The organism is Polynucleobacter wuianus, from assembly GCF_001659725.1.
Lineage (GTDB): Bacteria > Pseudomonadota > Gammaproteobacteria > Burkholderiales > Burkholderiaceae > Polynucleobacter > Polynucleobacter wuianus.
Genome location: NZ_CP015922.1, coordinates 2114549 through 2134008, shown reverse-complemented (window position 1 = coordinate 2134008; position 19460 = coordinate 2114549). Strand labels below are relative to the sequence as shown.

The window sequence follows — 19460 nt, the reverse complement described above, 5'->3', positions numbered from 1 at the left end:
GTAAGATGAGGAAATGATGAAAAAACCGAATCAGCAAGTTGGCTTCTTAAAGCGGAGTGGCAACAATACTGCTAACAATGCTCAATATGGCGGTACCATCCTTGGCTTTGTCTTGGGTTTGGGGGCAGGTCTTGGCATTGCTTTTGTGATTGCCTTCTACCTTTCTAAAAATACACCGCAAGAAAGGCCTGGGGTACGGGCGCCGAATTTGCCAATGACTATTAAGCCCGCCGCTGCTCCTGTAGAGGGTGAGGCTGCAGCCCCCTCAGAACAATTAGATTTAAACAAACCTCTGCAAGGTAAAAGTCCTGCCCCAACCTCAGCTGATCCAATTGGTGACTTGGTCAATGGTAAGAAATCTGCCGAGAGTCCTGCTGCCGCCCCCAAAGGTGATGCAATTTACTTTTTACAAGTAGGCGCATTTACAAAGCGTGCCGATGCAGATGCACAAAAAGCGGCCTTAGCTATTCAAGGCATTCAAACGCAATTAAGTGAAGTTACTGCTGATGGAAATACTTTATGGCGCGTGCGCTCTGGCCCCTACAGTAGCGTTGAAGAAAGCAATCCAGCTCGAGATAAGTTAAATAGCATGGGCATTAAGTCAACCGTAATTAAAGCAAGCAAATAAATTCAAAAATCATGATCTCCATTAGCAAAAGAGCATTTGTTGTACTCACTTTCATTTTCTTGAGTGGTATTGCAAGCGCACAAGGACAAAAAATTGAAGAGGGATTTGACTATCGTGTTTTGCCAGTTCCTCAGCCAGTAGAAACCAAGGGTAAGGTCGAGGTGATTGAGTTTTTTTGGTATGGCTGCCCTCATTGCTATGACTTTGAGCCCGAGCTCAGCGCCTGGGTTAAGCGTCAACCAAAAGATGTCGTTTTCCGCAGGGTACCAGTGGCTTTTCGTGATGATTTTTTACCCCATAGCCAGCTTTACTATGCTCTAGAGGCGATGGGCAAGGGCGATGCCTTAAATGAAAAGGTGATGTACGCAATGCATAAGGAAAACAAGCGATTACTTACCGAACCTGAAATTGCGGATTGGGTGGCATCACAAGGGGTTGATCGAAATACCTTTTTAGCTACTTATCGTTCATTTGCGGTGGTAGCTAAAGCAAGAGCAGCTAAGCAATTAGCCGAAACTTATCGCATTGATGGCGTTCCGACTATTGTGATGCAGGGCAAGTACGTCACATCACCTTCTATTGCAGGCACTAAAGCTAGAGCAATTGCTGTAATGGACTATCTCGAAGAAAAGATTCGTAAAGATAAGTACAAGTAATAGAGCTATCGTGCTACTGGATGATGCTTAGATTTTGACGAAGCGGCGCACAATCCAAAAGTAAAGAGGATAAGGAAGAACTCTTAAAAACTTTAAGAATCTTGAAAATCTCTTTGGAAAGTGGATGTCAAACTCCCCGTTTTGTATTCCTTCCAAGATCTCGCTAGCCGCTTCCTTCGCGGTAATTAAGGCGGGCATCTCAAAATCATTTTGAGCAGTTGCCTCAGTTGCCACGAATCCGGGTGAGATCATGTGAACACTAACGCCTTGCGGCAATAGATCGTAGTAGAGGGTTTCGCAGAAATTAATGATGCCTGCTTTACTGGGGCCATAAGCAAGTGCCTTGGGTAATCCACTATATCCTGCAACGCTCCCGACAATGGCAATATGGCCAGCATGCGCCTTCAACATCTCAGGTAAGACCAGGGCGACAGATCTCATTGGCCCCAAGAGATTTGCCTCAATGGTTTGCTCTGCGGTACCGATCAGAAAACTATCTGCGCGTAACGGTACATACATGCCAGAGACAAATAGCAACACATCCAATCCACCCCAGGTTTTTAGTAGGGTCTCATAGCCTTGAGTGAGTTGATCTTGATTCGTAACATCTAGTGGAATGACCAGGGCCTGATCAGTCCTAGCGTTTTTAGCTATTGCATTTAAGCGATCCCTCCTGCGGCTTGAGAGTGCGACTCTGGAGCCTTCTAGTAATAGTGCTCTTGCACAGGCTTCGCCTATACCGCTCGATGCACCAATAACCCAAACACGCTTATCAGTAAAACTATCGATACCTTTTTGTTTCATACTTGAAGTGCATCTGGTGACGTTGAGGTTTGCTGATGACTCAGGGTAAATTGCACTACATCAATATTGCGCTCTGCGAATCCAGCAGCACAATACATTAAATAAAAGTTCCACAGTCTAATAAATGCTTCATCAAATCCTAGTCCGCGAACCTCTTCAAGTCTTTGATTGAAACTGTCGCGCCAAAGGCAAAGGGTTTTTGCATAGTCAGCCCCAAAAGCAAATTCCCCTTCAATCTGGAGCCCCGCTTTAGCTGCACTTTCTTTAAAACTGGCGCGAGAAGGGAGCATGCCTCCAGGGAATACATATTGCTGAATGAAGTCGGTATTGTGGCGGTAGCGATCGAATAGCTCTTCGGCAATTACGATCGTTTGGATGCATGCTTTGCCACCAGGCTTTAAGCATTTTGCAATGGCCTGAAAATATTCAGGCCAATGTTTTTCGCCAACTGCTTCAAACATTTCAACGGAAGCGATACCGTTAAATTTCTCTTGGCAGTCGCGGTAGTCTTGCAGACGAACTTCAAAAGATGGGGGGTTGTCTATTTGTGATCTGATCGTTGCCAAGCGTTCTTCCGCATAGGCTTTTTGCTCAGTCGATAGCGTGAGGCCGGTAATGGCAATATTGCTACGAAGAGCCTCTTCCATGACGCCACCCCAACCGCACCCAATTTCGAGAATGTGGTCACCGGGTCTGGTGTCGAGAGATTGCAGAATACGATTGATTTTGGCTCGTTGTGCACCAGCAAGAGATTGTTTCTCGCCTTCTGAAAACCAAGCGCTGGAGTAACTCATGGTGGGATCAAGCCACAATGTATAAAAAGTATTGCCCAAGTCATAGTGGGCATGAATATTCTTGCGACTGCCAGTTTTGCTGTTATCTCGTAACCAGTGTCTGAGGCGATAAAGAATGGATCCGTACCAACTGCCATAAATTGCTTTTTCTAGAATCGTTCGATTGCGAATTGCAAGCTCCAAAATGGCTTTGAGATCTGGAGTATTCCATTCTCCGCGGATATAGCTTTCAGCAAAACCAATATCACCGTGAGACAACATTTGCTTAAATACAGACCAATCTAAAATTTGAATCTCAGCCTGTAAATCATCAGACTTATTACCGAATTCTCTGATGTTGCCATCAGGTAAAACCATTTTTAAGTGACCGCTGCTCAGTTGGGATAACAAACTTAATAAGGTCTCTGTACCCAACCGTGAAGTATTTGCTTGGGTGCGTCTTTGTGACCTTGAGAAATTCAGGCGAGAGAGTAGAGATTGTCCAGGACGATTCATCGGCTAACTTCAAATTCTGGTGGTTTGGGTTTTGAATGAAAGGGTACACCTTTTAGCCACAATTTCAATGCTTGCCAGTGAATGCGGAAAATGACCCCAAGACTCATCAAGGGGTAGCGTAGGAGTGCTAGATATAGATTTGATGTACTGAGGGGGCGGCTTACGCCACTAATACTGGTATTGATGAGGGGTAAGCCATCCTCAATAAGTTCAATGCGTGCCACCGAGTTTTGTTGGGACTGACTGTCCTGGGGAAATAGAAAGCGAAAACGATATTCACCGCGTACCTCACAGAACGGCGATACATGAAATACTTTCTTGCTGGTGAGTGTCTCACCAGATAGAAGCGCTTCACCAGAATCTTTATGTAATAAATAACAGTGACGTTCGCCAAAGGTGTTATTCACCTCGGCTAATACTGCTTGTACCCTGCCATCAGAGCGAGTACAAATCCAAAAACTAACCGGGTTAAATACATAGCCCAAGACTCTGGGAAAAGTTTGTAGCCAAATTTCACCATCAATATTACCCAGGCCATTTTCTTTGAGAATATTTTCAATCCAGGCAAGGCTGTCTGGGCCACCAAGACCATGATCCTTATCGTAAAAGGAGCAAAGACCAAGGCGATTGTCATTCACTCCACGATTGCTAAGTAGATTGGGATCTTCCTCTCTGGAGCGCATCGGAATCGATAGATTGAATACACCATAACCAAAGGCATTTTGAGCCGGTCGCAGACGACGATGCTTTACAACTCCAAAGTTAATCTTTGGCTGATTCATTTAGCTTGCATCTTGTTTGGGGGCAGAGTTAAGCGGTGATCGAATACTTTCAATTAAAGCTTCTGCTACTAGCTCCCCAGAGCGAAGGCCATCCTCATGGAAGCCAAAGCCAGTCCATGCTCCGCAATACCAAATCGATGAACTGCCTTGGATGAGAGGCAATTCTTTTTGGGCTTGGATAGCGTTCATATCAAATACTGGGTGTGAATAATGAATCTCTTGATGAACCAATTTCATGTTGGGCTCAGAGGCTGGATTAAGACTCACAATAATCTGAGTGTTTTGTAGTTTTTCAGGCAAAGGCTGCAAGCGATTAATGAGGTAATTTACGCTTACATGTTGTTTGGATGATGGGGTAGTGCCTGCTTTCGCTGTGTAATTCCATGCGGCCCAGCAGCGTTTTTCTTCGGGCAAGAAGCGGATATCGGTATGTAAGATCGCACGATTTTTTTGATACGGAATTGCAGCCAAAATATTTCTGGCCTGTTGATCAATGCCGTGCAATAGATCTAAAGTTTGGTCGCTGTGACAAGCCATTACAACCTCATCAAACCAGGTAGATCCAGATGGACTCACCACCTCCACTTGTGAGCTTCCATCTGAGTTAGTGTTGATGCGCGAGACCGCTTCATGTTTGATCGTGACATGATTTTTTTCTAATGCGCTCAATATGCGCTTGACGTATTCCCTGGAACCACCTTTGATGGTTAGCCATTGTGGCCGATTCTGGATTTGCAAAAGGCCATGATTGTGGCAAAAACGGATCATCGTCTGAATTGGAAATTCCAACATCTGCTCAACAGAACATGACCAAATTGCGCCAATCATAGGTAGGAAATAATTCTCTCGAAAGCTTTGGCTAAAACGATTTCTATCTAAGAAATTTGCAATGGTTTCATCTGGTTCTGCAAAGTGATGACCGGCATCTATCTGTTGCTGAGCAAGCTTAGTTGCGAGTCTATTAAAGCGCAGGATGTCATAAGCCATTCTCCAGAAAGACGGCGATAGTAAGTTTGATCTTTGCCCAAAAAAAGAGTTGATATCATTGCCAGCCCATTCAATTTTTGGACTTTTTTCATTTTTTTCGGAGACATCAATCGATACTGAAAAGGACATCTCAGATGGAGCAACAGGAGCCTGAATTTCCTCGAAAAGTCTTACGAGTCTCGGGTAGGTTTTGCGGTTAAAGACTAAAAAGCCTGTATCAACGCCATGCGTAATCTGCTCTCCATCTACATCACAAGTGAAGTCCACTGTATTGCTATGCCCACCGATATGATTGCCACCTTCATATAGGGTCAGTTCAATATTGGGATGCTGTCTTAAAGCGTAAGCACAGCCGAGCCCAGAGATTCCAGCGCCAATAATGGCAATTCTTTTTTTGCTCACTGCGCCTTCTCTCCTAAAAGTTTCTCAATCTCGCTCGTAATAGAACTACCAGTGGGTTTCGTGACGCTTCCAAATGAATCAACAACATTGCCGTTGCGGTCTATTAAATATTTATAGAAATTCCATTTTGGAGTAGTGCCTGTTTTGGCAATGAGCATTTTGAAGAAGGGGTTGGGATTACTACCTGAAACCACGCTTTTTGCAAACATTGGAAACTTTACGTCATATGTATTTTTACAAAAGTCCGCAATTTCTTTATTGCTGCCGGGTTCTTGTTGGCCAAAGTCATTCGAGGGAAAGCCGAGCACTACAAAGCCTTGATCTTTGTATTTGGCATAGATTTTTTCCAAACCTTCATATTGACTTGTAAATCCGCAAAAACTGGCGGTATTCACAGCCAAAATGACTTTGCCTTGATATTGGCAGAGGTTCTGGGGCGCCTCATCTTGGAGTCGCAGAAAGGTATGAGATAGAAGGGGACTGCAACCAGAAGCTGCATTGACCACTTTTACCCCGGGGAAAAAGATAAAAAGGGTCAAAAGACAGCCAGTCACTATTTTGCGTGCAATGCGGTTCATATTGTCTCTTCGTTATTCTGCTTTATAGCCGTCAAGTCTAAGACATTCTGGGTAATATCGCAGGATCGGCACGCAATGCCTTTAATATTGCGTTATGAGCACTTTGCCACCACCTTCTTTTGAGTCTAAGGTTTGTACTTTAGTTGAGCTTGAGGCCCGCATTACTAGGTTACCAAGACCATTAGTGTTTACCAATGGTGTCTTCGATATTTTGCATCGAGGCCATGCAAGTTATTTGGCTCAAGCACGCGCTTTAGGGGCTAGCTTAGTGGTGGGGGTGAATTCGGATTCCTCTGTAAAGATGCTTGGCAAAGGTGATGATCGACCCATCAATTCTGAGTCTGATCGTCAAGCTCTATTAGCTGCGCTCGAAAGCGTTGATATGGTAGTGCTATTTACAGAGCAAACTCCTGTAAATATTATCGAAAAAATTCGTCCTGATATTTATGTTAAGGGTGGAGATTATGAGATTGATGCTTTGGCAGAAACACATCTCGTCAAAACCTGGGGCGGCAAAGCGATTGCCATTCCATTCTTATATGAGCGCTCAACTACAAGTCTGCTAGGAAAAATTCGCTCTTAATTATTTATAAGTTCTTTAAGAGCCACGCCCAAACCCCGCGCAATACCAGTCCTTCGCTAGTTTCAATGCTGATCGAATTGGGTTTGCCAAGTTGTCTCATTTCATTTGCTAGGATTTTGGCGTTCCCACCATCGATCCAAATGCGTTCAACTGGCTGATTCATTTCTTTTGCGACGTTGAGGGCATATTGAATGGCTCCAATTTGTGCTGCATCACAGCCGCCGATAATAGCGTCATTAGTAGACAAACCAAATCCATGATGCGTTTCTCCTCGAACTGCAAGCGGAAGTTGTGCAGTGTTTGTTTCTAAACTTTTTTGCATGAGGCTTAGACCCGGTAGAATCCAGCCGCCATAGTGCAAGCCGTTAGAGCCAATCAGGTCAATGGTTGTAGCGGTGCCCGCATTGATGATCAATGTGTTGGTTTTTGATAATGTGCGGCCACCGATGATGGCTGCCCAACGATCAGAGCCTAGCTTGCTAGGGTCTTGATAGAGCGAGCGAATGCCATCGAAAGGGCTATTACCCAGTAACTGCATCCACTCCACATCTTCCCATTGAGGAAAGAGGGACTGGAGCTTATCGATAGCTTCTTGGCCAGCGACACAACTAAATGCAATGGCGTTTGGTTTAGGTAAGGTTCTAGCAATGTAGTCCGCTAACTCTGCTCGATGTTCTGCAGATTGCAAGGACTTGCTACCAATGGATCCTGAATAAGCCCATAATTTTTTCTGCTGATCCGAAGGATATTGAGTGGACTCTACTGCAGCCCACTTCAATCGCGTATTACCGACATCAAATAATAAATATAGACTCATGATTGAATTCTTAGAGATACATCGCCAGCATAAATGGCAATCGTTTTATCTGCCTGCTCAAGCAGCAGAGCCCCATTTGTATCAACCCCTTTTGCAATGCCGTATACGGTCTCTTTCCCAGAGCCAGAAATACATACCTTCTGATTTGCAAAAGCATCCCACTTCATCCAGTCTTGCTGAAATGAAGCAAAACCAAATTGATCAAATTTTTTGAAATGCATTTCAAATGACTCCAGCAGTGTCAGCCAAAGATATTCAATATCAGGAAGATAGGCCTCAGGGCGAAGTAGCTGCTCTAGGGAACCTACCTTTAGTCCGCTCTGACTAAGATTTTGTTCTACCGCATTGGCGTTAGATAAATTCATACCAACACCAACAATCATCCAACTGGGGTCACCCGGTTTTGCTTGTCCGCCTTCAATCAAAATACCCGCTAACTTTGCACCATTAAGTAATAAATCATTGGGCCATTTGAGACGCAGACCTGATTGGTGCAGTTGGAACATGTCTAGTTGGCAAGCTTTGGCGATGCCATCAATGACGGCGATGCCAACCAATAAGCTAAGACCGGTGAGCTCTGCTGGGCTTCGATTAAAGGGAAAGGCCATTGAGAAGCAAATGGAGTCTTTGGGATTGGCAAGCCATTTCCGTCCAGCCCTTCCTTTACCCGCAGTCTGTTTGTGAGCAATACGAGCTACAGGGTCTATAAGCTCACCAGCACGCCAACGCTCTAGCAGGTCATCATTTGTTGATCTGGTCTCGGTAACGCGCTCAAGGATGCAATTCACAGTCATTTCGCCATTGTAGAAAGGTCTGACCTAGAATTGTGGAATGCACGTAAAAGATCAGCGCCCCCGCAAACATGTATGGCCTCTACAGGCTATGCCACTTGCTCGGGCGATGAGTCTTGCTTATGCATTACTGATTCTTTATGTGAGCCTCAATCCATTCGATTTTGACTTTCAGAACGGCATCGCCGCCTGGGCTTGGGTTGATGCACCTTTGCCCCGCTTTATTACCCTCTTTGATGTATCAGTCAACATCCTTGCTTATATTCCATTCGGATTTTTGCTAGTTTTTGCAGCATATCCTCGTTGGCGAAATTTTGTAGCCTTAGGCCTCGCGATTAGCCTGAGTGCTTTATTGGCTTTCAGCGTTGAAACACTGCAATCTTGGGTTTTAACGCGGATACCTAGTTTGATGGATTGGTGGGCCAATATATTCGGTGGTCTGCTTGGTGGTTTACTGGCCATTCCTCTTGGGCCTGAATGGTTGTCAGGAACTGCGATACGACGTAGATTTGATCAATGGTTTGGATTGAATTGGGCAGTATGTGCTTTATTTCTTTTGTTTCCGTGGTCGCAAATTTACCCTCAGAGTTCATGGCTTGGGGTTGGTGTTTGGGGCCATGTGATTTTTGGATCAATTGATTGGGGGACCACGGTTGTTAATCAGGTCTTTCAAGAAACGCTGATCACGGGTTTTTGTTGGCTGGGTGTTGCTCTTCTGCTTTCATTAGGGATGCGAGCTAAGGCGCCACAGTGGCAGATTCTTAATGGCTTGCTAGGGCTCACAGTAGTTCTAAAGACTTTATTTACAGCGCTTCAGTTCGGATGGGAATTTAGCTTCATTTGGCTTACAGCAGGCGCATTTTGGGGAATGCTAGCGGCAGGTATTGCGCTGTATTGGGCTTTGCGTTTTCAGCAAAAAACAAAGTGCCTTTTGGCTTTATTTTGTTTAGTCAGCGTAACTGTAGCAATCAATATCATGCCGGATAATCCCTATTTCATCTTGATGCTAAGACATTGGCATCAAGGGCGGTTATTGCACTTTAATGAACTCATGCAATGGGTTTCGGTGATATGGTTACCATTGGCTCTCATTTGGATGATCTGTAACGTAACTGACTTTCAGTCAAAACATTGATAAATATAATTTTTCTATGAGCTTTTCACACCACTTATTTTTTTGCTTGAATCAGCGTAGCAACGGCGAAGATTGTTGCGACCGTCATAACGCCTTTGCTTTATTTGAATACGCCAAGAATCGAGTAAAAGAGCTCGGTTTGGCGGGGCCCGGAAAAATTCGCGTCAATAAAGCGGGTTGCCTGGATCGTTGTGCTGATGGCCCTGTAATGGTGATCTACCCTGAAGGGGTTTGGTACACCCTCATCGATAAAGATGATGTTGAGGAAATTATTCAATCCCACTTAATTAATGGCTGTCCTGTAGAGCGTTTACAGTTGTCATAATTTTTTTGTAATTGTTGAAAGTTTGATTTATGAATAGTCGTACAAAAGTCATTCAGATAGAAGGTATTGTTGGCGCAATGGAGATGTCCATTGATCTTCCTGATGAATTAAAAAATAATCCTAATTTTGCAGTCCGTGGCTTAGCTATAGTAGCTCACCCCCATCCATTAATGGGCGGAACAATGGATAACAAAGTTGCGCAAACTATGGCGCGGGCATTTAATCAATTAGGTTATGTTAGTGTACGACCAAACTTTCGTGGCGTAGGCGGTACAGCTGGAGTTCATGATCATGGTGTTGGTGAGTTAGAGGATTTGTTGCATGTCACTGAGTGGATGCAAACTCCATTAAGTTGGACTCAGCTCGAGACTACTGCATATCAGCCATGGACCAACTCAGTAAATACTTTACCTCTCGTTGTGTCAGGCTTTTCATTCGGTAGTTTTGTGGGCAGTCATTTAGTGCAAAGATTGGCTGAGCTTGGACGTCCTGCTGAGCGTTTAGTGATGGTGGGTAGCGCTGCAGGTAAATGGACGTTGGCTTCTGTCCCTGCAGATACTATTTTGATTCATGGTGAGTTGGATGAAACCATTCCATTGATTGATGTTTTGGACTGGGCCCGTCCCCAAGAATTAACGGTTCAAGTAGTGCCTGGTGCAGACCATTTCTTTCATCGCAGGTTACATTGCATTCGTACCATTATTACTGGCGCTTGGTTGGGCATGCCAGATCATCGAAAGAATTAATAAAACAGGATTGAGTCTCTAAAAAATTATGGCTGAAGAAAAATCATTAATTGAGTACCCTTCTCTTTTTCCGATTAAGGTGATGGGGAAAAATAATCCCGAGTATTTGCCCGCAATTATTCATATTGCCAAACAGTTTGATCCAACATTTGATGAAAGCAAAGTAGAGCAAAGACTATCCAAGGACGGTAACTATCTTGGAATTACTTTGCCCATCACGGCAACGAGTCGTGAACAGCTCGACGAGCTCTATCGAACCCTCTCGACGCACCCACTAGTTAGTATTGTTCTCTAAAGAGAGCTCATGGCGGCTTTAGTAAAACATCTGGGTTTGGCAGATTACGCTTTAACGTATGAGGCAATGCGTGCGTTCACAAAAGAGCGTAACAGTGTTACTCCAGATGAGATATGGGTCTTAGAGCACCCACCTGTTTTTACTTTAGGTTTAGCTGGTGATGCTGGTAATTTACATTCTCCGAGCAATCAAATTCCAATGGTGCAGGTTGATCGCGGCGGTGAAATTACTTATCACGGACCGGGTCAGATCGTTGTTTATTTATTGCTGGATTTGAAGCGCCTTGGAATCTTTGTAAAGGAATTGGTGTCACGCATTGAGCAGGCTTTAATCGATACCTTGGCAGATTTTGGAATACAGGCCGAAAGAAAGCCTGGTGCTCCGGGTATTTATGTGTCTGAGCAAGCAAGCATCCCCCCTGAGTGGTTTGGGGCAAAAGTGGCTGCTCTTGGTCTAAAAGTCTCTAAAAGCTGTTCATACCATGGCTTGGCCTTGAATGTGGCTACCGATTTAGAGGCATTTGGGCGTATCCACCCTTGCGGTTATGAGGGTTTAAAGACGGTTGATATGCAAACCCTTGGGATCAAGGACAATATAGACACTATTAGCCAAAGGCTTTTGCAGCACTTACAAAAGCAACTGATGCCATCATGACAACGAACAAGCCTGACAACAACCCAGCTATTGAGGCGCGCCAAGACCTTAATTACGACGCATCACGTAAGCAAAAATCGAGTGAGAAGACTGCGCGTATTCCGATCAAAATTGTGCCCCTTGAAGCGGTGCTCAAAAAACCAGATTGGATTCGGGTAAAGGCAGCATCGGGTAATTCACGTTTTGCTGAAATCAAAAAGATTCTGCGTGAAAACGAACTAGTTACTGTTTGCGAAGAAGCAAGCTGCCCCAATATTGGTGAATGTTTTGGCAAAGGCACTGCGACTTTCATGATCATGGGTGATAAGTGCACCCGTCGTTGCCCGTTTTGCGATGTAGGTCACGGTAGACCAGACCCATTGGATGTGAAAGAGCCAGCTAATTTGGCTCGCACAATTGCCGCTCTCAAATTAAATTATGTTGTGATTACTAGTGTTGATCGTGATGATTTGCGCGATGGTGGTGCCATGCATTATGTGGATTGTATTTCGCAATCACGCAAGCTTTCTCCAAGCACTCGCATCGAGGTATTGGTGCCAGACTTTCGTGGGCGCTTAGATAAGGCTCTCGATATATTTGCAGAGCACTCGCCCAATGGGTTACCGGATGTAATGAACCACAATCTAGAAACTGTACCTCGTTTATATAAACAAGCGCGACCAGGCGCAGACTATCTTCATTCTTTAAAGTTATTAAAAGATTTTAAAGAGCGCTTTCCTCATATCCCAACTAAGAGCGGTTTGATGGTAGGTTTGGGAGAAACTGATGAAGAGATTCTTGAGGTTATGAAAGACATGCGTGAGCACAATATTGACATGCTTACTATTGGTCAGTACCTTGCACCGTCTGGACATCACTTGCCTGTTCAACGTTATGTCCATCCCGATGTGTTCAGAATGTTTGAAGAACGCGCTTATGAAATGGGCTTCTCACATGCAGCAGTAGGGGCGATGGTGCGCTCAAGTTATCACGCTGACCAACAAGCGCATGGAGCGGGCATTGTTTAAAAGTGCTTTAAGAGTTTGTATATCCTTAGCTGTCATTTTTTCCCTACTTGCATGCAGCCCCAAACTAAATTGGCGCACAGTCCAATCTCCCGAGCAGAAATATAGCGCCCTTTTTCCAGGTAAACCCGATAAGCTTGACCGACGGATTCCATATCAGGATCAAGAATTAAAACAAACGCTTGAGGCAGTAAAGATTGATGACGATATTTACTCAATTAGCTCAATTCGGTTGCCTGCTAATCAAGCTGATATGACTCAAAAAATGATTGAGCAATTACAAAGCAATTTATTTGATCGAGCTAAGGCATCTGGCGGTAAGGTTCTTGTTGAAGAGAGTGCTTATCAATCTAGCGAATCTCGCCGTATACCAGTCAAAGACTATTTCATTGCATTTAGTTCAAATGGAAAGACTCAGCAGTCCATGCGAGTTCGATGGATTGTGCGCCCTAGTGACAGTAGTAGTTGGGTTTATCAAGTTTCTGTTTTGCATGCAAATGCAGAAACAGGTGATTTGAAAACACTCTTTTTTAAAGAGGAGTATGAAAGCTTTTTTAATGAGTTTCATCCAGAGTAGGGTCGAAGAACTCTAGTCTAGTTAAAAAATTACTGAGATTTTTCTAGGGCAGTAACTTTTGCTTCGAGGGCCTCAAGTTTTTCTCTAGTCTTTGCAAGTACTTTAGTTTGCAGCTCGAATTCTTCACGAGTAACGAGATCCATTTTCTGAAAACCTTGATTCATCATGGCGCGCACATTCTTTTCAATTTCTTGTGCCGGTGAATTACGGATGGCATCACCCACTTTATTTTGCATATCGCTAGCAATGCGTTGGATTTGTTCAAGGATTTCGCCAGGTTTTTGCATGATGGGCTTTTTAGTTGGGTTGTTAGTTGTATAAAACACACAGATTGATATTTTATGTTGAGCCGTCCAAAAGGGTGAAAAGGGTCAAAAATAGCCTAAAACTCAATTAATTCCCAAAGTTGGTGCAATAAAAAGCACCAAAATTGTGCAGTGGCATTAATAAAGGGAATGAGTGTAGATCTGAATTTGCGCCAACCCGCATGATCACCCCATGCAATAAGCATTCAACCCATTTTTTATTACAACCAGTAAGGAGCATTAGATGAAAACTTTACACAAGAAGGCAATCTCTGCAGCAGCAGTCGCATTGTTGAGTGGCCTATCTACGGCAACATTTGCGGCTGATGAGCCAGCTGCTGAAGTAGAAGTTAGCCCAATTACAGCAAACGTAACAGTTGTAAATGACTATCGCTATCGTGGTATTAGCCAATCAAACTTTAAGCCAGCGATTCAAGGTGGTTTTGACTACGCTCATGAAAGTGGTTTCTACATTGGTAACTGGAATAGCTCGATTAGCTGGATTAGTGATGCCTATGGACAAAATGGTTCAGTTGGTGGCAAAGGTAGTGCTGGTGCCGCAGTATCCGCTCCAATTGAAATGGACTTTTATGCAGGTTTCAAGAAAGAGCTAATTGGTGAAGGCTTTGCATCTGATATTGGATTCTTGCAGTACTACTATCCAACCACTGGCATTCCGAACACCAATGGTGCAACTGCCAATCCAAATACTAGTGAACTCTATGTTGCCCAAAACTTCACATTTGGTCCATTAACAGGTTTTGCTAAGGTTTCTTACTCTGTATCCACTTTGTTCGGAACAGTAAATTCAACCGGATCTTACTATCCAGATTTGACGATGAACTATGACACAGGCGTTTGGGGCTTGGCATTAAATGGTCACGTTGGCTACCAATATGTTGCTGGAAATACAGTGAATAATGCCACTTCATATGCATTAAATGCGTATGGTAATGGCACATCAAATAGCTCCCTATATTCTTATACTGATTGGAAATTAGGGTTAACGAAAGACTTTGGAGGCGGTTTATCGGCTGCTATTGCATATATTGGCACTAATGCCGCTACTGCAAAAGGCGGTTATTCATACTCTAGCCCAACTGGTAAGAACCTAGGTAAATCCACCGGTTTAATTTCCCTAACAAAAACTTTCTAATTTCCACCCTGAACGGAGAAACACATGAAATTAATTACCGCAATCATCAAGCCTTTCAAGCTTGACGAAGTGCGCGAAGCCCTCTCGGAAGTGGGAGTTTCGGGCATCACCGTCACTGAAGTTAAAGGCTTTGGTCGTCAAAAGGGTCACACTGAGCTGTATCGTGGCGCTGAGTATGTTGTCGACTTTTTACCCAAGGTAAAAATTGAAGCTGCTGTTGAAGATGGCATCTTGGAGCGTGCGATTGAAGCAATTGAAAAATCTGCACGTACTGGCAAGATTGGCGATGGCAAGATTTTTGTCTCTCCAGTTGAGCACGTCATTCGTATTCGTACCGGTGAAACCGGCGCGTCAGCACTTTAAAGAGAGGTTCAAAATGTTAACTTGGATGAAACGACTCGTTGCTGGTGGTGCTATGGCCTTGGCTATTGGCGCTACTGGTGTAATGGTTACTTCGCCAGCGCATGCTGATGAAGTCAAAAAACCAGCAGTGACTGCTCCGGCCGCTACTCCAGCAGCCGCAGAACCTGCACCTGTACTTTGTTCCGAAAAGTGCAACAAAGCTGATACTGCTTGGATGATGGTTTGTACAGCATTAGTGCTGTTGATGACCCTTCCTGGCTTGGCATTGTTCTACGGCGGTTTAACTCGTAGCAAGAACATCTTGTCTATCTGCATGCAATGTTTCATGGTGTTTTCTTTGATTACAGTGCTTTGGTCTATTTATGGCTACAGCCTTGCATTCACAGAAGGCGGAGCATTTGTCGGTGGACTTGATCGTCTCTTCTTGGGTGGAATGAATCCAGACTCAGTAGCTGCAACGTTTAGTAAGGGTGTTGTAATTCCTGAGTACGTATTTATGGCCTTCCAAGCAGTATTCGCAACTATCACTTGCTGCTTGATTATCGGTTCTTTTGCTGAGCGCGCTAAGTTCTCTGCAATCCTGATATTCATGGTTATTTGGTTCACATTCAGCTACTTGCCAATCGCACATATGGTTTGGTTCTGGCCTGGTCCTGATGACATCAAAGATGCTGCATCCCTCGAAGCAATTACTGCTCGTGCTGGTTGGTTATGGCAAAAAGGTGTTCTCGACTTTGCTGGCGGTACCGTTGTTCACATCAATGCTGCGATCGCTGGATTGGTTGGTTCTTTTGTGATCGGCAAACGAATTGGTTACGGCAAAGAAGCAATGAAGCCACATAACTTAGTGTATGTCATGACTGGTGCCGCTCTGTTGTGGTTCGGTTGGTTTGGTTTCAATGCTGGTTCAGCTCTTGAAGCAAACGGTAGCGCAGCATTGGCTTTCGTGAATACATACTTGGCTACTGCCGCCGCTGTATTGGGCTGGTCTGTTGCAGAGTGGGTTCTCAAAGGCAAGCCTTCTATGTTGGGCGCTGCTTCTGGTTGCGTAGCTGGTTTAGTTGCTATTACTCCTGCTGCTGGTTTTGCTGGCCCAATGGGTTCCATCATTATCGGTTTGATCGCTGGTGTAGTTTGCCTCTGGGGTGTTACTGGTCTCAAGAAAATTTTGGGTTCAGATGACAGCTTGGACGTATTCGGTGTTCACGGCGTAGGCGGTATTACTGGTGCATTGTTAACCGGTGTATTTGCTGATCCAGCATTGGGTGGCTCAGGTATCTGGGATTATGTAGCTAACGCAGTTGCTCCTGATTACTCTATCGCTAGCCAATTGTGGATCCAAGCGCAAGGTGTGATCACTACGATTATTTGGTCTGGCGTAGTTTCTTTCATTGCCTTCAAATTGATCGATATCGTGATCGGTTTGCGTGTCAAGGAAGAAGAAGAGCGCGAAGGCTTGGATATCAGCTCACATGGTGAGTCTGCCTACGAGTCTTAATCTGTAGATTTACCCCTCACTGGGCGGCCATGCTTGGTTGCCTAGTTTTAAGCGCGGGATCCTAGGATCCCGCGTCTTTCTTTTAATAATCTTACAATGGTGGAATGGTTCCACATCTCATCACTGCCCTTAGCGGTCCTTTGCTCGAATTAGAGTCAAAGGTTCTTGAAGCAACCCCAACGATTGAGCGCTGGTTTAGGCTCGAATGGCAGGAGCATACTCCACCGTTCTATTGTTCAGTTGATTTACGAAATTCTGGGTTTAAGCTTGCTCCGGTCGATACCAATCTTTTCCCCGGTGGCTTTAATAATCTATCTCCGCAGATGTTGCCTTTGGCTGTTCAGGCGGCAATGGCTGCGATTGAGAAGATTTGTCCAGAAGCTAAAAATTTATTACTCATACCTGAGCGGCATACTCGCAACACATTCTATTTGCAGAATATTTCGCGCCTCTCTTCTATTTTGCGCCAGGCTGGACTCAATGTTCGTCTAGGTACTTTCTCTGAAGAAATTAAGAAGCCAACTTGGATTGAGTTGCCTGATGGTAATCGTTTATTGATGGAGCCATTGTCACGCTTAGGATTGAAGAAACAGCGTTTGGGCTTAAAAGATTTTGACCCTTGCTCCATTCTGCTCAACAACGATTTATCGGCTGGCATTCCTCCAATTTTGGAAAATATCCATGAGCAGTATCTATTGCCTGGCTTACATGCTGGTTGGCATGTTCGTCGCAAGTCTAATCACTTTGCTGCTTATGAAGAGGTGGCTAAGAAATTTGCTAAGGTTGTTGATATTGATCAGTGGATGATTAATCCTTACTTTACTAGTTGCTCAAATATTAATTTTCATGAGCGCAAAGGTGAAGATGAATTGCAAACTGCAGTAGAGCAAGTTCTCAAAAAGACCGCAAAGAAATATCGTGAGTACGGTATCAAAGAAAAACCTTATGTCGTTGTGAAGGCTGATGCTGGAACTTACGGGATGGGTGTGATGGTCGTAAACGATCCTACTCAGTTGAAAGGTTTGAATCGTAAAGACCGTAACAAAATGAGTGTGGTCAAAGAGGGTCTTGAGGTAAGTAATGTATTAATTCAAGAGGGTGTTTATACCTTTGAGAAAGTGAATGAGGCAGTAGCAGAGCCGGTAGTCTATATGATTGATCGCTATGTTATTGGCGGCTTCTATCGCGTTCATACAGATCGTGGCCCAGATGAAAACTTAAACGCCCCTGGCATGCATTTTGTGCCGCTGGCTTTTGAGCAAAACTCTATGCCAGATCTTGGGGCTAAGCCAGGTAGTGCGGCACCGAACCGTTTTTATTTGTACGGTGTAGTAGCTCGTTTGGCATTGCTTGCAGCCTCTTTAGAACTCGAGCGCACTGACCCAGATATGGAAGCAGCATAGTATTCATGCTGATCACTTAATAGAAGAATATGGATCTTTTATTTATTGCGGACCCTCTAGAATCTTTCAAGATCAAAAAAGATTCCACTCTAGCGATGATGCGTGTTGCTCAAGAGGCGGGTCATCAGTTGTGGTTCTGTCAGAGTCGTAATCTCTTGTGGAAAGATAATTTGGTAGTTGCTGACTGCCAATCATTATTGATAAAACCAAGCTCTAAATCTTGGTTTGATTTAGGGGAAGTCCAATCAAAAGCTCTCAATTCATTTTCTGCAGTGCAGATGAGAACGGATCCACCGTTTGATATCGAGTATCTCAATTCAACATGGCTCTTATCTGCTGCAAAAATACAGGGCGCAAAAGTATTTAATGATCCTACGGCTGTTCGTAATCATTCTGAAAAGCTCTCGATTACTGAGTTTCCTGAGCTGATTCCTCCAACACTTGTGACTCGCGAACTCAGTGCAGTTGAAGAGTTTCATAGAGCGCATACGGATATTGTGATTAAGCCTCTAGATGGAATGGGTGGGATGGGTGTGTTTCGTGTTGGGCCTGACGGCTTGAATCTCGCAAGTATTGTTGAGACGCTCGGTGAGAATGGCGCTAGAACTTTAATGGCGCAACGCTTTTTGCCAGAGATTGCGCAGGGCGATAAACGTGTATTGTTAATTGGTGGTGAGGTTGTGCCCTTTGCCTTGGCCCGCATTCCTCAGGGCAAAGAAATTCGCGGTAATTTAGCTGCGGGTGGCAAGGGTGTTGCAATGCCTTTAAGCGCTGAAGAGAAAAGAATTGCTCAAAAACTTGCCCCCATTCTCAATCAACGCGGTTTATTCTTGGTGGGCTTGGATTTAATAGGCGGCTATTTGACCGAGATAAACGTTACTAGCCCAACCTGTTTTGTTGAAATTACAGATCAAAGTAGTTTTGATGTGCCGCAGTTTTGGTTAAAAGCCCTTGAGAGGACATTGTCATAACATGGCTGGAATCGTAATCGTTGCCCACACTCCCGTTGCTAACGCAATGCTGAGCTTTGCGGAACATACTTTTGGTGTAGTGCCAGAGCGCGTTAGAGCGGTTGATATACCTCCACATGAAGATACTAAGGTGAGCTTTGATCGAGTACTCAAAGCAGCCTACGGTGTAAATACTGGTAATGGTGTTCTCATTTTGACCGATGTGATGGGCGCAACCCCAGCAAATGTCGCCTCTAAGCTAGAAAGTCTCGGGCCCTTGTCGGGACTCAATGCTCCGGTAATTGTTTTGGCGGGTCTTAATTTACCGATGCTGATGCGTTGTATCTCTCATCGCGGTGAAGGTTTAGAGGAGTTAGCTAAGAAAGCACTCGCTGGTGGACAGCATGGAATTTTGCGTCTTGGCGCAAAAGTAGATCAAGAGCAATAGGAGCGGAGCGCGCAATGCCAGTAGCTGAAATTGAGATCATTAATAAATTGGGGCTTCATGCTAGAGCATCTGCAAAGTTGTCTCAATTGGCCGCACAATTTCCCTGTGAAGTATTGTTGTCACGCAATGGACGTCAAATTAATGCCAAGAGCATTATGGGCGTCATGATGCTGGCAGCCGGCATTGGCAGCACTGTTACTTTAGAAACGGTCGGCGATAAAGCCGATGAGGCCATGGAAGCGCTCACCGCATTAATTAATGACCGCTTTGGAGAGGGCGAATAA

The 19460-nt window shown here is 44.4% G+C and carries 25 protein-coding genes; 17 read left to right on the top strand and 8 right to left on the bottom strand.

Features of this window, described 5'->3' with window-relative positions:
- Nucleotides 1-13: 13 nt before the first annotated feature.
- Entirely contained in the window at nucleotides 14-628 is a 615-nt protein-coding gene (locus A8O14_RS10995; protein ID WP_099092319.1) for an SPOR domain-containing protein, read from the top strand.
- Nucleotides 629-639: 11 nt separating this feature from the next.
- On the top strand, nucleotides 640-1284 hold the full coding sequence (locus A8O14_RS10990; RefSeq protein ID WP_068949550.1) for a thiol:disulfide interchange protein DsbA/DsbL: 645 nt from the start codon (nucleotides 640-642) through the stop codon (nucleotides 1282-1284).
- Nucleotides 1285-1311: 27 nt separating this feature from the next.
- Here the strand turns inward: A8O14_RS10990 and A8O14_RS10985 are convergent, their stop codons facing one another.
- From A8O14_RS10985 to A8O14_RS10965, 5 genes are read right to left on the bottom strand one after another with little or no spacing between them, the layout of a single operon-like run.
- Nucleotides 1312-2088: an SDR family NAD(P)-dependent oxidoreductase gene (locus tag A8O14_RS10985; protein WP_068949549.1), complete on the bottom strand. Its 777-nt coding sequence runs from the start codon at nucleotides 2086-2088 to the stop codon at nucleotides 1312-1314.
- Nucleotides 2085-3377, bottom strand: a complete 1293-nt coding sequence (locus A8O14_RS10980) for an SAM-dependent methyltransferase (RefSeq protein WP_068949548.1) — start codon at nucleotides 3375-3377, stop codon at nucleotides 2085-2087. Before A8O14_RS10980 ends, A8O14_RS10985 begins: the two co-directional genes overlap by 4 nt.
- The gene (locus A8O14_RS10975; RefSeq protein ID WP_068949547.1) at nucleotides 3374-4159 is read right to left on the bottom strand and encodes a DUF1365 domain-containing protein; all 786 of its coding nucleotides are present in this window, start codon (nucleotides 4157-4159) and stop codon (nucleotides 3374-3376) included. Before A8O14_RS10975 ends, A8O14_RS10980 begins: the two co-directional genes overlap by 4 nt.
- Nucleotides 4160-5548, bottom strand: a complete 1389-nt coding sequence (locus A8O14_RS10970) for an NAD(P)/FAD-dependent oxidoreductase (RefSeq protein WP_068949546.1) — start codon at nucleotides 5546-5548, stop codon at nucleotides 4160-4162.
- Nucleotides 5545-6126: a glutathione peroxidase gene (locus A8O14_RS10965; protein WP_068949545.1), complete on the bottom strand. Its 582-nt coding sequence runs from the start codon at nucleotides 6124-6126 to the stop codon at nucleotides 5545-5547. The genes A8O14_RS10970 and A8O14_RS10965 overlap by 4 nt, the downstream gene beginning before the upstream one ends.
- Before the next feature lie 94 nt (nucleotides 6127-6220).
- Here A8O14_RS10965 and rfaE2 point away from each other — a divergent pair, with 94 nt between their 5' ends.
- On the top strand, nucleotides 6221-6709 hold the full coding sequence (gene rfaE2, locus A8O14_RS10960) for a D-glycero-beta-D-manno-heptose 1-phosphate adenylyltransferase (RefSeq protein ID WP_068949544.1): 489 nt from the start codon (nucleotides 6221-6223) through the stop codon (nucleotides 6707-6709).
- A 4-nt stretch (nucleotides 6710-6713) separates the two neighbouring features.
- Here rfaE2 and A8O14_RS10955 read toward each other — a convergent pair whose 3' ends face one another.
- Nucleotides 6714-7526 carry a type III pantothenate kinase gene (locus A8O14_RS10955; protein ID WP_068949543.1) on the bottom strand — a complete coding sequence of 271 codons (813 nt, stop codon included), beginning with the start codon at nucleotides 7524-7526 and terminating at the stop codon, nucleotides 6714-6716.
- The gene (locus A8O14_RS10950; protein WP_068949542.1) at nucleotides 7523-8320 is read right to left on the bottom strand and encodes a biotin--[acetyl-CoA-carboxylase] ligase; all 798 of its coding nucleotides are present in this window, start codon (nucleotides 8318-8320) and stop codon (nucleotides 7523-7525) included. Before A8O14_RS10950 ends, A8O14_RS10955 begins: the two co-directional genes overlap by 4 nt.
- A gap of 37 nt (nucleotides 8321-8357) precedes the next feature.
- Here A8O14_RS10950 and A8O14_RS10945 point away from each other — a divergent pair, with 37 nt between their 5' ends.
- From A8O14_RS10945 to A8O14_RS10915, 7 genes are read left to right on the top strand one after another with little or no spacing between them, the layout of a single operon-like run.
- Nucleotides 8358-9452: a VanZ family protein gene (locus A8O14_RS10945; RefSeq protein WP_068949541.1), complete on the top strand. Its 1095-nt coding sequence runs from the start codon at nucleotides 8358-8360 to the stop codon at nucleotides 9450-9452.
- Nucleotides 9453-9468: 16 nt separating this feature from the next.
- Nucleotides 9469-9777, top strand: coding sequence for a (2Fe-2S) ferredoxin domain-containing protein (locus A8O14_RS10940; RefSeq protein ID WP_068949540.1), 309 nt, complete (start codon nucleotides 9469-9471; stop codon nucleotides 9775-9777).
- Between the two features lie 29 nt (nucleotides 9778-9806).
- Entirely contained in the window at nucleotides 9807-10523 is a 717-nt protein-coding gene (locus A8O14_RS10935) for an alpha/beta hydrolase (RefSeq protein ID WP_068949539.1), read from the top strand.
- 28 nt (nucleotides 10524-10551) lie between these two features.
- On the top strand, nucleotides 10552-10818 hold the full coding sequence (locus tag A8O14_RS10930; RefSeq protein ID WP_068949538.1) for a YbeD family protein: 267 nt from the start codon (nucleotides 10552-10554) through the stop codon (nucleotides 10816-10818).
- Nucleotides 10819-10827: 9 nt separating this feature from the next.
- Nucleotides 10828-11472 carry a lipoyl(octanoyl) transferase LipB gene (lipB, locus tag A8O14_RS10925; protein WP_068949537.1) on the top strand — a complete coding sequence of 215 codons (645 nt, stop codon included), beginning with the start codon at nucleotides 10828-10830 and terminating at the stop codon, nucleotides 11470-11472.
- Entirely contained in the window at nucleotides 11469-12479 is a 1011-nt protein-coding gene (gene lipA / locus A8O14_RS10920) for a lipoyl synthase (protein WP_068949536.1), read from the top strand. Before lipB ends, lipA begins: the two co-directional genes overlap by 4 nt.
- Nucleotides 12472-13053, top strand: coding sequence for a hypothetical protein (locus A8O14_RS10915; protein WP_068949535.1), 582 nt, complete (start codon nucleotides 12472-12474; stop codon nucleotides 13051-13053). Before lipA ends, A8O14_RS10915 begins: the two co-directional genes overlap by 8 nt.
- A 29-nt stretch (nucleotides 13054-13082) precedes the next feature.
- Here the strand turns inward: A8O14_RS10915 and A8O14_RS10910 are convergent, their stop codons facing one another.
- Complete coding sequence (locus A8O14_RS10910) at nucleotides 13083-13340, bottom strand: accessory factor UbiK family protein (protein ID WP_068949829.1); 258 nt, start codon at nucleotides 13338-13340, stop codon at nucleotides 13083-13085.
- 262 nt (nucleotides 13341-13602) lie between these two features.
- Between A8O14_RS10910 and A8O14_RS10905 the strand changes: the two genes are divergently transcribed.
- From A8O14_RS10905 to A8O14_RS10875, 7 genes are all read left to right on the top strand, one after another.
- Nucleotides 13603-14514, top strand: a complete 912-nt coding sequence (locus tag A8O14_RS10905; RefSeq protein WP_068949534.1) for a TorF family putative porin — start codon at nucleotides 13603-13605, stop codon at nucleotides 14512-14514.
- Between the two features lie 24 nt (nucleotides 14515-14538).
- Nucleotides 14539-14877, top strand: a complete 339-nt coding sequence (locus tag A8O14_RS10900) for a P-II family nitrogen regulator (RefSeq protein WP_011903792.1) — start codon at nucleotides 14539-14541, stop codon at nucleotides 14875-14877.
- Between the two features lie 13 nt (nucleotides 14878-14890).
- On the top strand, nucleotides 14891-16375 hold the full coding sequence (locus A8O14_RS10895; RefSeq protein WP_068949533.1) for an ammonium transporter: 1485 nt from the start codon (nucleotides 14891-14893) through the stop codon (nucleotides 16373-16375).
- A 104-nt stretch (nucleotides 16376-16479) separates the two neighbouring features.
- Nucleotides 16480-17778 carry a glutamate--cysteine ligase gene (gene gshA / locus A8O14_RS10890; RefSeq protein WP_068949532.1) on the top strand — a complete coding sequence of 433 codons (1299 nt, stop codon included), beginning with the start codon at nucleotides 16480-16482 and terminating at the stop codon, nucleotides 17776-17778.
- Nucleotides 17779-17807: 29 nt separating this feature from the next.
- Nucleotides 17808-18749: a glutathione synthase gene (gshB, locus tag A8O14_RS10885; RefSeq protein ID WP_068949531.1), complete on the top strand. Its 942-nt coding sequence runs from the start codon at nucleotides 17808-17810 to the stop codon at nucleotides 18747-18749.
- A gap of 1 nt (nucleotide 18750) precedes the next feature.
- Nucleotides 18751-19176 (top strand): PTS sugar transporter subunit IIA, encoded by a 426-nt coding sequence (locus A8O14_RS10880; protein WP_068949530.1) that lies wholly within the window; start codon nucleotides 18751-18753, stop codon nucleotides 19174-19176.
- Nucleotides 19177-19190: 14 nt separating this feature from the next.
- Entirely contained in the window at nucleotides 19191-19460 is a 270-nt protein-coding gene (locus A8O14_RS10875; RefSeq protein WP_068949529.1) for an HPr family phosphocarrier protein, read from the top strand.

What these genes read in the sequence shown, in the direction of transcription:
- A8O14_RS10995 (WP_099092319.1), top strand. Translation starts at nt 14, where the DNA reads ATGATGAAAAAACCGAATCAGCAAGTTGGCTTCTTAAAGCGGAGTGGC.
- A8O14_RS10990 (WP_068949550.1), top strand. Translation starts at nt 640, where the DNA reads ATGATCTCCATTAGCAAAAGAGCATTTGTTGTACTCACTTTCATTTTC.
- A8O14_RS10985 (WP_068949549.1), bottom strand. Translation starts at nt 2,088, where the DNA reads ATGAAACAAAAAGGTATCGATAGTTTTACTGATAAGCGTGTTTGGGTT.
- A8O14_RS10980 (WP_068949548.1), bottom strand. Translation starts at nt 3,377, where the DNA reads ATGAATCGTCCTGGACAATCTCTACTCTCTCGCCTGAATTTCTCAAGG.
- A8O14_RS10975 (WP_068949547.1), bottom strand. Translation starts at nt 4,159, where the DNA reads ATGAATCAGCCAAAGATTAACTTTGGAGTTGTAAAGCATCGTCGTCTG.
- A8O14_RS10965 (WP_068949545.1), bottom strand. Translation starts at nt 6,126, where the DNA reads ATGAACCGCATTGCACGCAAAATAGTGACTGGCTGTCTTTTGACCCTT.
- rfaE2 (WP_068949544.1), top strand. Translation starts at nt 6,221, where the DNA reads ATGAGCACTTTGCCACCACCTTCTTTTGAGTCTAAGGTTTGTACTTTA.
- A8O14_RS10955 (WP_068949543.1), bottom strand. Translation starts at nt 7,526, where the DNA reads ATGAGTCTATATTTATTATTTGATGTCGGTAATACGCGATTGAAGTGG.
- A8O14_RS10950 (WP_068949542.1), bottom strand. Translation starts at nt 8,320, where the DNA reads ATGACTGTGAATTGCATCCTTGAGCGCGTTACCGAGACCAGATCAACA.
- A8O14_RS10945 (WP_068949541.1), top strand. Translation starts at nt 8,358, where the DNA reads ATGCACGTAAAAGATCAGCGCCCCCGCAAACATGTATGGCCTCTACAG.
- A8O14_RS10940 (WP_068949540.1), top strand. Translation starts at nt 9,469, where the DNA reads ATGAGCTTTTCACACCACTTATTTTTTTGCTTGAATCAGCGTAGCAAC.
- A8O14_RS10935 (WP_068949539.1), top strand. Translation starts at nt 9,807, where the DNA reads ATGAATAGTCGTACAAAAGTCATTCAGATAGAAGGTATTGTTGGCGCA.
- A8O14_RS10930 (WP_068949538.1), top strand. Translation starts at nt 10,552, where the DNA reads ATGGCTGAAGAAAAATCATTAATTGAGTACCCTTCTCTTTTTCCGATT.
- lipB (WP_068949537.1), top strand. Translation starts at nt 10,828, where the DNA reads ATGGCGGCTTTAGTAAAACATCTGGGTTTGGCAGATTACGCTTTAACG.
- lipA (WP_068949536.1), top strand. Translation starts at nt 11,469, where the DNA reads ATGACAACGAACAAGCCTGACAACAACCCAGCTATTGAGGCGCGCCAA.
- A8O14_RS10910 (WP_068949829.1), bottom strand. Translation starts at nt 13,340, where the DNA reads ATGCAAAAACCTGGCGAAATCCTTGAACAAATCCAACGCATTGCTAGC.
- A8O14_RS10905 (WP_068949534.1), top strand. Translation starts at nt 13,603, where the DNA reads ATGAAAACTTTACACAAGAAGGCAATCTCTGCAGCAGCAGTCGCATTG.
- A8O14_RS10900 (WP_011903792.1), top strand. Translation starts at nt 14,539, where the DNA reads ATGAAATTAATTACCGCAATCATCAAGCCTTTCAAGCTTGACGAAGTG.
- A8O14_RS10895 (WP_068949533.1), top strand. Translation starts at nt 14,891, where the DNA reads ATGTTAACTTGGATGAAACGACTCGTTGCTGGTGGTGCTATGGCCTTG.
- gshA (WP_068949532.1), top strand. Translation starts at nt 16,480, where the DNA reads ATGGTTCCACATCTCATCACTGCCCTTAGCGGTCCTTTGCTCGAATTA.
- gshB (WP_068949531.1), top strand. Translation starts at nt 17,808, where the DNA reads ATGGATCTTTTATTTATTGCGGACCCTCTAGAATCTTTCAAGATCAAA.
- A8O14_RS10880 (WP_068949530.1), top strand. Translation starts at nt 18,751, where the DNA reads ATGGCTGGAATCGTAATCGTTGCCCACACTCCCGTTGCTAACGCAATG.
- A8O14_RS10875 (WP_068949529.1), top strand. Translation starts at nt 19,191, where the DNA reads ATGCCAGTAGCTGAAATTGAGATCATTAATAAATTGGGGCTTCATGCT.